Genomic DNA, 14,798 nt, shown 5'->3' on the forward strand with positions numbered 1-14,798 from the left:
GCCGCTTCATTAGTCAGGTGCGGGACGTGACAACACCACATCAACACGCAAACCCCCAAGCGCATCGCTGACACCAAGGCGCAAAGACCCGCCGTGGCTGCGTACGATATCATTGGCAATTGCCAAACCAAGCCCGACACCCGCGACTTTGTTCTGATTACGACCCCCTTCAAGCCGCGTGAACGGGCGCAATGCAGTGTCATAAAACTCAGGATCAATACCAGGACCATCATCTTCAATGGTGATGCACACGCTTCGCTCGCTCACCGCAAGTGACACCCCAACACGGGTGCCATATTTTGCACCATTCGAGATGAGGTTATCCAGCAACCGGCCGATTGCCATAGGGCGCAAGGGCATCGACACCTTAGAAATTGCGCCTACCGCTGTGACGTCAAACCCTGCACGCTGACTTTGTTGAATTGTATCCGAAATCAGCTGACCCAGATCGGCCATTTCTGTTTCTTCCGTGCCTTCATCACGCGCGAAATTCAAAAACGCATCAAGCATCTGCTGCATGGCGTCCACATCACCCTCTAGCTCGCTGGTGTCTTCGTCGATCAGCGACAGCCCAAGCCGCATGCGGGTCAGCGGCGTGCGCAGGTCATGACTGATCCCCGACAACATCAGGCGCCGCTGCTGCGCTTGCCGTTCAATCCGTGCACGCATATCCAAAAAGGCCGTCCCCGCTGCGCGCATTTCCGTGGACCCCGTGGGCGTCAGAGACACCACCTGCCCTCGCCCGAAGGCAGCTGCCGCAACCGCCAGCCGCTTTACCGGCCGCAATTGGTTGCGCAAAAACATATACGAAATGACGAGCATCACCGCACCGATGGCGACCATCCAAACAAAAAGCTGATGTGGGTTTTTAGGTGACAGACGGCGGCGATCAAGCGTTACAGTAAATAGCCCGTGGTCCGTCGAAAGCGTGACCCCGACAAGCGAGGGCTCAAGTGCCAAGTTAATACCCGAAAGCTTTGGCACCTCATCATTCAAAACCCGCGCGATCGTGATGCCCGAAATATCGCTCCACCCTTTGATGACGCCATCAATGGGATCAGCGATTAGCTCCATATCCAAAGCACGCGCGATGCGACCTGCTTCAACCGCAGCAGTCTCAGCACCCGCCGCGTTGTTAATTTGCGATGTCAGATAGCGCAACTCAATGGCCAGAACGCGGCTCATCTGTTCTGTCACACCATCAAAATGACGCTGAGCAAATGCCACGGCCACCACGATTTGCAGCACAGCAACCGGAAGGATTAGGATCAGCGCGGCCCGGCCATAAAGCGAGCGCGGCATATATCGTTTGAGCCACGGGAAAATCATGCCCTATATCTACCCCTAGCGCCCCCCAGATGGAAAGCACCGAAAATGTCATTGCCCTACGGCCAGCCCATTGAGGTGGCTCAAAACATCAAACGGATCACCTGCAATAACCCCTCGCCGCTCACTGGCGCGGGGACCAATAGCTTTCTTATTGGCACATCGGACCTTGCGCTGGTGGACCCCGGCCCGCTTGATGACGCCCACTGTCAAGCCATCATGGACGCTCTCGAAAAAGATCAGCGTATCTCGCATATTTTTGTGACCCATAGCCACCTTGACCACAGCCCTCTTGCCGCCCGCGTTGCCTCAATCACGGGCGCAAAAGTACACGCCTTTGGAGACAGCACCACAGGCCGGAGCAGTGTCATGAGCGCCCTCGCCCAGACAGACACCCTAAAAAGAGGCGAAGGTGTGGATCATCAATTTACACCGGATGTTCGCTTAAATGAGGGCCAAGTAATCGAACATGCGGGCTGGCGCATCACTGCGCATCATACACCCGGCCATTTCGCCAATCACATGAGCTTCGCTGTGGGGGATGTTGAGCTTTGCGGTGATTTGATCATGGCATGGGCAACATCGCTGGTGGCGCCGCCCGATGGGGACCTGACGCAGTTCATTACCTCATGTGAACAAACAAGAACGCGCGCAGCGCGTAGACTGCTACCTGCGCACGGAGAAGCCATCGCAGACCCCCAAAAACGGATTGAATGGCTCATCAGCCACCGCATGGAACGCACAAAACAGATCATCAGAACGTTGGAAGCAGGGCCACAGACGCCAAAAGATCTGACACAGCAGATATACAGTGACATCAACCCCAATCTTTGGCCCGCTGCCGAGCAAAACGTACTGGCCCATCTCATTGATCTTATGACTAAAAAACGCGTTTCACACGAAGGAATCCTTTCTATTCAAGGCAAATTCCGACTGCTCGAAAAAATTCCTTCTTAAATTTGTTATTTTTGCCAAAATGCCTCTGGACGCGCCCAAACACCATTGCTATAGCCCTCTCGAGTGTTCCGACGTAGCTCAGCGGTAGAGCAGTTGACTGTTAATCAATTGGTCGTAGGTTCGATCCCTACCGTCGGAGCCATTTTTACTAAAATGGTTGTTGTGAGACGCATATCTGCATGGTGCGCTGATTAACGTGGTCTTGAGCTTTGACGTTTAGGCTTCCTGCAATCCTCGGCGGTAACAACGACCAAAGACTATTACGTAAGAAATCCTCTGCGCCGTTCAACTCGCACACAACCAGTGCACACCCTGCTCACAATGTCAGTTTATGCATGCACTTTACGCTCCAAATCATCCAGCATCGTCAGGCATTTTTGCAATTGATCAAGTGCAAGAAATTCATCGGGTTTGTGAGCTTGTTCGATTGAGCCGGGACCGCAAACCACTGCTGACATCCCGAGGGACCCGAAGATACCCGCTTCTGTCCCAAACGGCACCACCCCCGCGCCATTTTCGCCCGTTAACTCCAACAAAATATCGCGGGCTTCATTTACGGTTGCAGGCTCAAGTCCCGCTACCTCGCCAATGATTTCTGTTCGGATATCGGCATCTGGATCAACCGCTTGCATTGCGGGCAACAAAACCGATTGTGCGTAGTCTTCGATCTCTTCTTTGACGAAGTGGAAATCGCTCGTTTGTACGGGGCGGAATTCCCAATCGACCGAGGCTGTCTCTGGGATAACGTTGTGCGCTGTGCCGCCCACCAACGCCCCTGTGTTGATCGTAGTCCAAGGGGGTTCAAATCGGCTGTCTGCCGGCGCACGGGTTTTCAGCTGCTCGCCGATGTCCAGCAAACGCGAGACATAGCGGACTGCATACTCAACTGCGTTCACCCCAAGGTCGGGCATTGATCCATGCCCTGCGCACCCGTGAAAATGGGTGGTGTATTCATTGCACCCTTTATGCCCTTCGATCACCTGCATCATCGTCGGCTCACCGACAATTGCCAAGGCAGGGCGCAAATCCTGCTCGGTCAACCATTTGGCAAGATCTTGAATGCCCAAACAGGCGGTTTCCTCGTCATATGTAAACGAAAAATGTACTGGCCTTTTAAGGGGTTTGGCAGCGTAATCTGCCGCCTTGGCTGCGGCTGCTGCGATAAACCCCTTCATATCACAGGTCCCACGGCCGAATAGTTTGCCGTCCCTCTCAACCATCTCGAAGGGATCGCTGGTCCAATCTTGATCCGTCACAGGCACAACATCCGAATGCCCCGACAACACGATACCACCTGGTCCCTCTGGCCCGAGTGTTGCCCACAAATTGGCCTTGGTCCCATCCGCCGACGGCTGGGTGATAACCCTTGCCCCCGCCTGTTCGAGATATTCCGCCAAGAAGTTGATCAGATCAAGGTTGCTGTCGCTGGACACACTGGGAAACGAGATGAGCTTTCCCAACAGTTCCGTGGTTTCTTTCAGGCTGGCCATGACTTTAGTCTTTCACGAAGAGCTTACGCTCAATATTGCAAAGAGCTTCGGCCGCTCCAGTTTCAGTGATCAAAATCGTCTCAGTGGTCTCAAGCCCCCAACTGTCCATCCAAAGTGCGGGCATGAAATGAAACACCATGCCAGGCTGTAGAACCGTTTCATCTTCGGTGCGGATGGATGCGGTGCGCTCTCCCCAATCAGGCGGATAGCTTAGGCCGATCGGATAGCCCATGCGCCCTTGCCGTGAAATACCATGCTTGGCCAAAACATCCATGAAGGCATTGGCAATATCGCACGTCCGGTTCCCCGCTCGGGCAGCCTCGAGCCCTGCAGCGATCCCCTCAATTTGCGCAGCTTCCGCACGGCGCATGTCATCAGACGGCTTTCCTAAAAATACAGTACGGCAGAGCGGCGCATGATAGCGGCGGTAACAGCCAGAAAGTTCAAAAAACGTGGCCTCACCTGCCTGCATGGGCCGTCCGTCCCACGTCAAATGGGCGGCGGTTGCATCCAGCCCCGACGGCGTCAGGGGAACAATGGCCGGGTAGTCCCCCCAGTCATCCCCAACACCGGTGATGCCCGCGTGCATAATGTCCGCCACCAGATCATTTTTGCGAACGCCAGGGGCCGCTTTTTCAAGAGCGGTTTCAATAACCTTTTCCGAGATACGTGCGGCCTTGCGAATGAACTCAATTTCCTCATCGGATTTGATAAGCCGCTGCCAATTCACAACTGCCGTCGCATCGGTAATTGTGGCATCCCGCAACTCGGAAGACAGCACCTGATGCGCTTTGGCGGAGTAATAGTAATTCTCCATCTCAACACCAATCCGCGCGCGTTCAAAACCACGCGCTCGCAACTGCTCTGCGAGGTCCTGCATCGGATGATAGGTGGTTGATTGAACAAAGTGGTCGCCGTAGCCAATCACGTTTTCATCGGCCATCCAGCAAGTGCGCTGCCCGCCGAACTTATCCATCATACGGCCCCACCATACGGGCTCTCCCTCAAGCCCCAGAATGACACCCTGATGAACATAGAACGACCAACCATCGTATCCGGTAAGCCAAGCTTGGTTTGACGGGTCCGTCACAAACAAAACATCAAGCCCGGCTTTTTGCATCGCAGTGCGGGTCAACGCGATGCGTCGGTCATATTCAGTCTGAGAAAACGGCGCATGTTCAATCGGCATCGGCTATCCATTTCTTATTTTTGTTGGATCAATATTCTAGGAAACCGACCAATCTGAAATAGCGCCAATGGCACCACTTTAGGCTAGCCTGTTGGCTAAAAGACTGCCGGCTAGCTTTGGAATTGGTCAATTCAAATTACGACACACCGGAGTACAGCCACGTCACTTCGCGTCGATAAAAATACTCAAAAATACGCGGAGCAGATATAAATTCACACGATTACAAAGAGTTAACGCGCCCTTAAGGTTCGAACACAAAATACTAGAAATATAATTCGACTCTCGCTAAGCTTTTGTCATCTCGACAATAAAGGCATTGCGCGCTGCTGTCGGGACGAGCGGAGCACTATGCCGCCTGTCGCGCACAAGGCTCCAGTTTTTCGACCCACGGCCGCGCGCCGCAAACCGAATAGGTGAGCCTTGCTACACAACGACCAACTCGCACAATGGGACCGTGAAAACTTCTTTCATCCCTCAACACATCTTGCCCAACACGCGCGGGGAGAAACCGCCACACGGATCATCCGCACGGCAAGCGGGTGTCACATTGAAGACCGTGACGGGGTACGGCTTCTAGATGCCTTTGCGGGACTTTATTGCGTAAATGTTGGATACGGTCGCAAAGAAATTGCAGAGGCCATTGGTGCGCAGGCAAAAGAGCTGGCCTACTACCACTCATACGTGGGCCACGGCACCGAAGCTTCCGTAACACTGTCGAAAATGATCCTTGATCGCGCGCCCTCCAACATGTCCAAAGTGTATTTTGGCATGGGCGGCTCGGACGCCAATGAGACGAACATCAAGCTGATCTGGTATTACAACAACATCCTCGGACGGCCCAAAAAGAAGAAGATCATCTCGCGCTGGCGCGGCTATCATGGTTCGGGCATCGTGACAGGGTCGTTGACAGGGCTTGAGCTCTTTCACAAGAAATTCGACCTACCCGTTGATCAGGTCATTCATACCGAAGCGCCCTATTATTATCACCGCGCGGATACATCCCAGACAGAAGCACAGTTCGTTGCACATTGTGTTGCCGAATTAGAAGCGCTGATTGCACGCGAAGGTGCTGATACGATCGCAGCATTTATCGGCGAGCCTGTTCTGGGCACCGGCGGCATCGTACCCCCACCGCAGGGCTATTGGCCCGCTATTCAGGCCGTGTTGAAAAAACACGATATCTTGTTGATCGCAGATGAGGTGGTAACTGGTTTCGGCCGCCTCGGCACCATGTTTGGCAGCGATCACTACGGCATTGAGGCCGATATGATCACCATCGCCAAGGGGCTTACGTCTGCCTACGCGCCGCTTTCTGGCTCAATCGTGTCTGAAAAAATGTGGTCAGTGCTGGAGCGCGGCACGGATGAAAACGGTCCCATCGGGCACGGCTGGACCTACTCGGCCCATCCAATTGGTGCGGCTGCAGGTGTCGCAAACCTGAAACTGATTGATGACCTCAACTTGGTTGAGAACGCAGGCAAAGTGGGTGCTTATCTGAATAAGACCATGCATGAAGCCCTCGCAGATCACCCTAATGTTGGCGAAATTCGCGGCGAAGGGATGCTGTGCGCGGTGGAGTTGGTCAAAGACCGCGACCCACGCACATTCTTTGATCCAGCCGACAAAATTGGTGCGCAGGTATCAGCAGCCTTGCTTGGTGAAGGCGTGATCGCGCGGGCCATGCCCCAAGGCGACATCTTGGGTTTTGCGCCGCCTTTCTGCCTAACTAATGCGGAGGTCGACGAAGTGGTTGGCAAAACAGTAAAGGCTGTGAACGCCGTTTTGCCGGCAGGCGCCTGAACAATGAAGCTTGGGCAACCAAACCACCGCGCGCCTGAAACAGCAGAGCAAATGCAACGGGTCCGCCCCGTCATTTGCTATCCGCCTGAAACCTTGCCGCAACCGGACGTTGGCGCGCTCAAACATATCCGCAAAAGCGCAAAACTTTCGAACCAGATCAAGATCGCGCCAAGAACCGCAGGCTGTATCGAGGTACCTGCCGGCGCGTTCTTTCGGATCCTGTCGGTGGACGGGCCGCAAGTGGGTGATTTAAACCTTTGGAACGCCAACGATCTTTCAGAGAAATTCTACTCGGGAAAAACCCGCGCGCTGCACGGCACGCATCTGTCGACGGGCGATCTGATGTGGTCAAGCTTTCCGCACATGCGCGCCATGGCAACGATCGTGGATGACACACTCGATTGGTACGGTTTCGATATGTATGGCGGCTCGGTTCATGATGTGATCGGCACGCGCTGCGACCCCTACACGGGGCGGTTGCTGTCGGGTGATGACTATCATTATTGCTGTCACTCCAACCTTACCCGTGCTTTGGCCGAGCATGCCAAGCTGTCCACGAGTGAGGCAGAAACCTATGTTCATGACGTGCTAAACGTCTTCATGTGCACTGGTTTCACCAAAGATACGGGGCAGTATTTCATGAAATCAAGCCCGGTGCGGCCTGGTGATTACCTAGAATTTTACGCCGAAATCGATTTGCTTGTGGGGCTATCCGCCTGTCCCGGTGGCGATTGCTCATCTGAACATTCATCGGACACCGCTAAATGCCACCCTCTTCATATTGAGGTCTGGGACCCCGGTGAAAAAGCGCGAAAAAAGCATCAAGTGCCGCAATTGAACCCCTACTCCCAAAATCACGGGATAGGCTAGCGAGGAAAAGAGTAACGCGACGCATCGGTTTTTGCCACACGCCGCAGTCAGGACCAAATGGAACTGCTTGAAAATCCATTACGCGGGCATCCAAAGCTCGCACCGAATGCGCCCTACCCTTCAACGGATGCTGGACGCGTTGCGGAGCTTCTGAACAAATGCCCCCATGCCGCGCGAACACCGCTGGTTGCAGCCGAAGGCCTTGCACCTGTATCGGCATTTTGGATTAAAGATGAACGCAGCCGCATGGGTCTTGGCTCGTTCAAAGCGCTCGGGGCGGCTTATGTCATCGCGCGACAGGCAAATGATATTACGGAAAACCCAGATAGCAGCACTTTGAATGGGCGCACATTTGTCACTGCCAGCGCGGGCAATCACGGGATGAGCGTCGCGGCAGGTGCGCGGCTTTTTGGTGCAAAAGCAGTTGTCTATATTTCAACCACGGTCCCCGAGGTCTTTGGTGAAAAGCTGCGCGCCCTTGGGGCCGACGTTGTGCGCGAGGGAAGCGATTACGCGGCTTCGATGGCAGCTGCGATGCAGGCCTCAAAAGACAACGGCTGGACGCTTTTGTCCGACAGTTCATGGGACGGCTATACAGATTTGCCGCACACTTTGATGGAAGGCTACGTACAAATGGCAGCGGAGGCCGTCGCCCAATGTCCAGAGCCCCCCACACATATCTTTTTACAGGCAGGCGTGGGCGGTTTGGCGGGGGCAGCGGCTGCGTATATGCGCCAAGCTTGGCTCGAAGCACCGCAAATCATCGTCGTAGAGCCCACGTCAGCACCCGCTTTGCAAAAAAGCATAGAAGCGCGAGAATGCGTCTTTGCTAATGGCCCTGATAGCGTGATGGGAAGGCTTGACTGCAAAGAACCTTCTTTGATTGCCCTCAATGGGTTAGCGCGTGATGCTAATGTATTTCTGACACTGGATGATGATGAAGTAACGTCAGTATTGTCGCGCCTTGCAACCCAAGATTTAGCCACCACTGCATCAGGTGGTGCGGGGGTGGCTGCTGCAATGAACGGTGACGTGCAAGCCGCTGTTAACATCACCAAAGACGCTCGCATTCTGTGCATATTATCGGAAGTGGCTGATTGAGGGGCTTTGAGACCTCTGAATTTGCGGCACGCACCGCAAAGGCCCAAGCTATGATGGCAAAACGCGGGCTTGCGGCACTGTTGCTTACCACAGAACCCGACGTCACGTATTTCACGGGCTACTTAACCCGCTTTTGGGAAAGCCCTACCCGTCCATGGTTCTTGATAGTGCCAGCGCACGGAAAACCGGTCGCCGTCATCCCGTCAATTGGTGTAGATTTAATGGGCCAGACTTGGATCGATGATATTCGGTCGTGGAGTTCCCCCGACCTAAGCGATGACGGCCTCAGTCTTTTGATCGACACGCTGAAAGAGCTTGCTCCAAATGGCTTGATCGGCGTGCCAGACGGACATGAAACGCACCTGAGGATGCCGTATCGCAACCTTGTGGCCTTGGCAGAATCCATTGAAATTGCGACAGATCACGGCATTCTGCGTGCGCTTCGGATGGTTAAATCAGACGCCGAAATCGCCAAAGTGACCCATGCATGTGAAATCGCTGGGCGGGCATTTTCACGCGTTCCAGAAATTGCACGTGCCGGCGTACCGCTCGATAAAATCTTCCGTAATTTTCAAATCCTGTGTCTTGAAGAAGGTGCTGACTGGGTGCCCTATTTGGCCGGTGCCGCAGAGCAAGATGGCTACCGCGATGTGATCTCGCCTGCGCACACCCGTGCCCTTTCACAGGGGGATGTTCTGATGCTGGATACTGGGCTGGTGTGGGACGGCTATTTTGCGGATTTCGATCGTAATTGGTCCATCGGCAGCCCCAGCAGAGCGGTTAAGGCGGCTCATCAAACCCTTATCGAAGCAAGCAACGCAGCCTTTGAAATTGCCAAAACGGGGGCGACGGCGGCAGACTTGTTTCATGCGATGAACAGAGTTCTCAGCCGCGGTGGTGAAATCACGGATGCTGGTCGTTTAGGGCATGGCTTGGGCATGTCCTTGACCGAATGGCCCTCCCTGATACCGACAGATCATACCGTCCTCGAAGCAGGTATGATCCTAACGCTCGAGCCGGGAATTGCACTGGGCGACAAGATTTTAGTGCATGAGGAAAATATCGTCATCACCGACGGCGCCCCCTATTACATTAGCCCGCAGGCCCCAGCGGAGATCGCGTCCATATGATGGAGATGCCCTACTCAGTTATGCCTGTATCGGCACTTCCGCCCGCGCTTGGTGTGATTGTCTTGCAAGCGGATGAGACGCTAGAAAACGAGTTCCGCGACAGCTTTAATGGGGCCAACGCGGCCCTCTACGTAAGCCGGATCGCCAGCGCAAAATCCGTAACGCCCGAAACACTAAGCGCGATGAAAGATGACATCACAGCCTCCGCGCGGCTGTTACCAAGCACCGTGCCCTATGCAGCAATCGGCTATGGATGTACGTCAGCCAGCGCAATCATCGGGTCTGACGCGATCGAGAAAATGGTGCAAAGCGTCTGCGACGTTGCCCATGTCACCAACCCACTTCGCGCAGCAATTGCATATGCCGCGGATCAAGGCGTGTCACGAATGGCGTTGCTGTCGCCCTATACAGAAAGCGTGAATGAGCCACTTAGTCGCGCATTCGCCACCGCCGGGCTTTCGACAGATGTTTTTGGCAGCTTTAACGAGCCAGTAGAGTCGAGAGTGGCACGGATTGATCCTGCTTCAATCATCGAATCTGCTATCAGATTGGGACAAGACCCTGACGTAGATTCTGTTTTCATCAGCTGCACTAACCTCAAAACCGCCGGTGCAATCCCTGTGATTCAAGATCAGCTACAAAAGCCCGTTTTCTCAAGCAATTCAGTACTATCGTGGCATCTGAAAACCTATGCAAAATTGCACAATTTTACTGCTGAGGCCCTCTAAATGGAAATCGGGTTGCGACATAGAACCATGGATGTTTTCATCATTCACAACAACAGGGTCGAAAACGATCCGGCAAAGACAACAAGGAGATGCGTGTGACCGATTTGGGTGATGACCAGTCGTTCGTGAAGTTTGATCGCGTTCAAAAGTCGTATGACGGCGAAAACCTCGTGGTAAAGGATTTGAACCTCGCAATGCCTCAGGGCGAGTTTCTGACGATGCTGGGGCCATCGGGGTCGGGCAAGACCACGTGTCTTATGATGCTCGCGGGATTTGAGACAGCCACGCACGGTGAAATTTTGTTGGACGGAAAGCCGATCAACAATATTCCACCGCATAAGCGCGGCATCGGCATGGTGTTTCAAAACTACGCGCTGTTCCCGCATATGACGGTTGCAGAAAACCTCGCCTTCCCGCTTGAAGTCCGCAAATTGGGCAAGTCCGAGCGTGAAGCAAAAGTGAAGCGCGCATTGGATATGGTCCAGATGGGTGACTTTGGCGGCCGCCGTCCTGCACAACTCTCTGGTGGGCAGCAACAACGTGTGGCTCTTGCCCGTGCCCTGGTGTTTGAGCCAGAGCTGGTTTTGATGGATGAGCCCCTTGGTGCGCTTGATAAACAGTTGCGCGAACACATGCAGTTTGAGATCACACGACTGGCTCATGAGCTTGGCATCACGACAGTCTACGTCACCCACGACCAAACAGAAGCGCTGACCATGTCAGACCGCGTTGCGGTGTTCGAAGATGGCCGCATTCAGCAGTTGGCCGCCCCCGATACTCTTTATGAAGAGCCTGACAATAGCTTTGTGGCGCAGTTTATCGGCGAGAATAACACCCTTGAGGGCATCGTGACCGAACTGAAGGGCCCCGATCTGTGCACAGTAAAACTTGACGGGGGCGAAATCATTGAAGCCAAGCCCGTCAACGTATCAGCAGTCGGCGACCGCACACGCGTTTCCATCCGACCAGAGCGCGTTGAGATGAGCATGGACCGGCTTCAAGAAGGGGCGCACACCCTCAAGGCTGAAGTACTTGAGTTTATTTACATGGGCGACATTTTCCGGACGCGGTTACGCGTTGCAGGCAACGAAGAGTTTGTCGTCAAAACACGTAACGCACCGGATCAGCCCCGCCTGACGCCGGGCACTCAAATTGAGATTGGTTGGTTGCCGGAAGATTGCCGCGCACTCGACGCATAAGGAAATTCCTGTCGGGGTGCGCTTTGCGTCCCCGTGCAGGCGTTCGGGCTAACTCGTGACCCGCTTAAGATAAATCGCGAGACTACACTGGGAGTTACCATGCAAATTAAGAATATTGTTTCAGCGGTATCTGTTCTAGCTCTAATGGCAGGCACAGCATCCGCAGATGGCGAAATGGCCAACGACATGACCCTTGTAAGCTGGGGCGGCGCATATCAGCAAAGCCAAATCAACGCTTACGCTGATCCGTATGTCGCCATGAACGAAGGCGTCTCTGTGACGTGGGACGAAAGTTCTGCCGAAGCGGTGGCTAAACTTCGCGCTATGAACGAAGCAGGCAACATCACATGGGATGTGGTGGACGTTGTGGCATCTGACGCGTTGCGTCTGTGCGACGAAGGCCTCGCACTTGAAATTGACGCGGACGAAGATCTTGCGCCAGCACCAGACGGCACATCTGCAGCAGATGATTTCGGTGACCTGATGGTTGGCGACTGTTTCATCCCGCAGATCGTCTACTCAACAACATTTGGCTACCGCACGGACATGGTGCCAGCCGGTGTAGAGCCGCCAAACGACATCTGTGACGTGTTCGACATCGATACATATCCAGGCATGCGCTCACTTGAGAAGCGTCCGATCAACAACGTTGAATGGGCCCTTCTGTGTGACGGAGTTGCCAAAGAAGACGTATACGACGTTCTGGAAACTGAAGAAGGTCAAGAACGTGCGTTGGCCAAGCTCGGCACAATCAAAGACAACGTGATCTGGTGGTCCGCAGGTGCAGACACACCGCAGCTGTTGGCAGATGGCGAAGTGTTCATCGGCTCAACATATAACGGCCGTCTGTTCGCAGCGATCGAAGAGCAAGACCAGCCGATTGGCATGATGTGGGACGCGCAGGTGTTTGACCTTGACGGCTGGATCATTCCAGAAGGTCTGTCAGATGAGCGTTTAGCCCGTGCCAAAGACTTCATCTACTTTGCAACAGACACACAGCGTCTTGCGGACCAAGCGAAATATATCTCGTACGGCCCTGCACGTTTGTCATCTGCACCACTGGTTGGTCAGCACGCAACACTGGGTATCGACATGGCACAGCACATGCCAACAGACCCGGCAAACGCACAGAACACATTCTTGTATAACTACGAGTTCTGGGCGGACTACCGCGACGACATCGACGCGAAATTCCAAGCGTGGCTTGCACAGTAAGCATTACGCTTAACACATTGGGAGGGGGCTTTGGGGCCCCTTCCCGTCCAATGATAACCGGCACGACAAATATGCCGGACACCAAATTCAAGACTGCACCAACAACTGTACCGACGGGGTCCACATGAGCGATATGACATCTTCCGGCCAAATGCTCGCGGCGGATGGAACGCCACTTAAAACGAGCCTTGCGCGCGCACTTCGACGTCAGAAACTCCGCGCACTTGCGCTGATTGCACCGCTTTTGCTGTTCGTTGTGATCACCTTCATCGTACCGATTGCCACGATGTTGTTCCGGTCAGTTGAAAACCAGATCGTCTCAAGCACGATGCCCCAAGCGGTAGAGCTGCTTCAGCAGTGGGACAGCGCCACAAGCGACGCCCCCGATGAGGCCGTATACCAAGCCCTTTACTTCGACCTTTTCAAAGCCGCAGAAGCCAAGGAGCACACAAAACTTGGCACGCGACTTAACTATGAACAAACCGGCACGTCGTCGCTTTTCCGCACATCGGGGCGTAAGCTTGATGATGTGGGCGAGCTTTGGCAGGACCCAATCGAAGATATCGCACCCGCCCTAAAAGACGGCGAGACATGGTTTGCGATGATGTCAGGAACCAGCTCCAACACCGTATTGGAAGAACGCCGCGCGCTTTGGGCCTCGCTCGTCGAGGAGCCTTTCACAGGTGATGTTGGCATCACTATTTCAGACGAAATTGCCCAGATGCTTCCCCTCACCACCGCCGCCTACGCGGACTGGGCGATTTATGAGGCCATCGAAGACGGCAAGGACATCTCAAAACGCGACCCATGGGAAGCGGTTTACGCAGGCCTGGGCCTTGATTTGCGCAGCGACGCCACTGTCCGCGCGGTCAATGCCTACACCGGCCCCCACGCGGCCGACCTACAGCTACTGACAGCTAATCTGGATCAAATGCCAAACACGATGTTCAAAGACGCCTTTGCGGAAATGGACGAAGATTGGCTTGCTCCAGAGGTCTGGGAAGCGATCAAAATCTACAGCCCCAACTACACCTCTGGTTATTTCTTGAACGCGGTCGACATGAAAAAAGGTGTCGAAAGCGCTGAGATGCGCCCCGAGAACCAACAGATATATATCACGCTTTTCAAACGCACACTTTGGATGTCTCTGGTCATTACAGCAAGCTGCATCATCCTTGGCTATCCGGTTGCGTGGCTGTTGGCGAACCTGCCGATGCGGACCGCTAACGTGTTGATGATCTTGGTGCTGCTGCCCTTTTGGACATCACTTTTGGTGCGGACATCCGCTTGGAAAGTACTGCTGCAACAGCAAGGTGTGATCAACGAAATCCTTGTCTGGCTTGGCTTTGTTGATGATGCAAACCGCTTAATCTTGATGAACAACGCCACCGGCACAGTCATCGCCATGACGCACATCCTGTTGCCCTTCATGATTTTGCCGCTTTACTCAGTGATGAAGACGATCCCGCCCAGTTATTTACGTGCAGCAAAAAGCCTTGGCGCGACGAACTTTACTGCGTTTCGTCGCGTGTATTTCCCACAATCTGTACCAGGCATCGGTGCTGGCTCAATCCTCGTGTTTATCTTGGCGATCGGTTATTACATCACGCCTGAAATTGTGGGCGGCACAGATGGCGTGCTGATCTCAAACCGTATTGCCTACCACATTTCTAGCTCACTCAACTGGGGGCTGGCAGCGGCGCTTGGCTCAATTTTATTAGCGCTGGTGATGGTGCTCTACTGGCTCTACGACCGGATCGTGGGCATCGATAACGTGAAACTGGGGGGCTGAT

At 54.1% G+C, this 14,798-nt stretch carries 12 protein-coding genes and 1 tRNA gene; 10 read left to right on the top strand and 3 right to left on the bottom strand.

The window, feature by feature from the left end:
• Positions 1-9: 9 nt before the first annotated feature.
• Positions 10-1,329, bottom strand: coding sequence for an ATP-binding protein (locus NeNHUV3_RS02215; RefSeq protein WP_391482198.1), 1,320 nt, complete (start codon positions 1,327-1,329; stop codon positions 10-12).
• A 45-nt stretch (positions 1,330-1,374) separates the two neighbouring features.
• Here NeNHUV3_RS02215 and NeNHUV3_RS02220 point away from each other — a divergent pair, with 45 nt between their 5' ends.
• Both NeNHUV3_RS02220 and NeNHUV3_RS02225 read left to right on the top strand, forming a co-directional pair.
• Positions 1,375-2,283: an MBL fold metallo-hydrolase gene (locus NeNHUV3_RS02220; protein WP_391482199.1), complete on the top strand. Its 909-nt coding sequence runs from the start codon at positions 1,375-1,377 to the stop codon at positions 2,281-2,283.
• A 67-nt stretch (positions 2,284-2,350) separates the two neighbouring features.
• A tRNA-Asn gene (locus NeNHUV3_RS02225) sits at positions 2,351-2,425 on the top strand.
• A 187-nt stretch (positions 2,426-2,612) separates the two neighbouring features.
• Here the strand turns inward: NeNHUV3_RS02225 and argE are convergent.
• Both argE and NeNHUV3_RS02235 read right to left on the bottom strand, forming a co-directional pair.
• Positions 2,613-3,773 (bottom strand): acetylornithine deacetylase, encoded by a 1,161-nt coding sequence (argE, locus tag NeNHUV3_RS02230; protein ID WP_391482201.1) that lies wholly within the window; start codon positions 3,771-3,773, stop codon positions 2,613-2,615.
• 4 nt (positions 3,774-3,777) lie between these two features.
• The gene (locus tag NeNHUV3_RS02235) at positions 3,778-4,962 is read right to left on the bottom strand and encodes a M24 family metallopeptidase (protein ID WP_391482203.1); all 1,185 of its coding nucleotides are present in this window, start codon (positions 4,960-4,962) and stop codon (positions 3,778-3,780) included.
• Positions 4,963-5,382: 420 nt separating this feature from the next.
• On the opposite strand from NeNHUV3_RS02235, the gene NeNHUV3_RS02240 reads away from it, so the two are divergent.
• The 8 genes from NeNHUV3_RS02240 to NeNHUV3_RS02275 all read left to right on the top strand — a co-directional run bounded on the left by NeNHUV3_RS02240 (position 5,383) and on the right by NeNHUV3_RS02275 (position 14,797).
• Positions 5,383-6,762 (top strand): aspartate aminotransferase family protein, encoded by a 1,380-nt coding sequence (locus tag NeNHUV3_RS02240; RefSeq protein WP_391482204.1) that lies wholly within the window; start codon positions 5,383-5,385, stop codon positions 6,760-6,762.
• 3 nt (positions 6,763-6,765) lie between these two features.
• Positions 6,766-7,632 carry an urea carboxylase-associated family protein gene (locus NeNHUV3_RS02245; RefSeq protein ID WP_391482206.1) on the top strand — a complete coding sequence of 289 codons (867 nt, stop codon included), beginning with the start codon at positions 6,766-6,768 and terminating at the stop codon, positions 7,630-7,632.
• 57 nt (positions 7,633-7,689) lie between these two features.
• Entirely contained in the window at positions 7,690-8,733 is a 1,044-nt protein-coding gene (locus NeNHUV3_RS02250; protein WP_391482207.1) for a pyridoxal-phosphate dependent enzyme, read from the top strand.
• A complete protein-coding gene (locus tag NeNHUV3_RS02255; protein WP_391482209.1) occupies positions 8,730-9,863 on the top strand; it encodes a M24 family metallopeptidase in 1,134 nt (377 codons plus the stop codon). The genes NeNHUV3_RS02250 and NeNHUV3_RS02255 overlap by 4 nt, the downstream gene beginning before the upstream one ends.
• On the top strand, positions 9,860-10,591 hold the full coding sequence (locus NeNHUV3_RS02260) for an Asp/Glu racemase (RefSeq protein ID WP_391482210.1): 732 nt from the start codon (positions 9,860-9,862) through the stop codon (positions 10,589-10,591). Before NeNHUV3_RS02255 ends, NeNHUV3_RS02260 begins: the two co-directional genes overlap by 4 nt.
• Before the next feature lie 89 nt (positions 10,592-10,680).
• Positions 10,681-11,790 (top strand): ABC transporter ATP-binding protein, encoded by a 1,110-nt coding sequence (locus NeNHUV3_RS02265; RefSeq protein ID WP_048597651.1) that lies wholly within the window; start codon positions 10,681-10,683, stop codon positions 11,788-11,790.
• Positions 11,791-11,889: 99 nt separating this feature from the next.
• Positions 11,890-13,005: an extracellular solute-binding protein gene (locus NeNHUV3_RS02270; protein ID WP_334065885.1), complete on the top strand. Its 1,116-nt coding sequence runs from the start codon at positions 11,890-11,892 to the stop codon at positions 13,003-13,005.
• Positions 13,006-13,129: 124 nt separating this feature from the next.
• Positions 13,130-14,797 (top strand): ABC transporter permease, encoded by a 1,668-nt coding sequence (locus tag NeNHUV3_RS02275; RefSeq protein ID WP_391482211.1) that lies wholly within the window; start codon positions 13,130-13,132, stop codon positions 14,795-14,797.
• Position 14,798 lies beyond the last annotated feature (1 nt).

Origin of the sequence: Nereida sp. NH-UV-3, from assembly GCF_042939535.1 — a bacterium.
GTDB classification, from domain to species: Bacteria; Pseudomonadota; Alphaproteobacteria; order Rhodobacterales; family Rhodobacteraceae; genus Nereida; species Nereida ignava.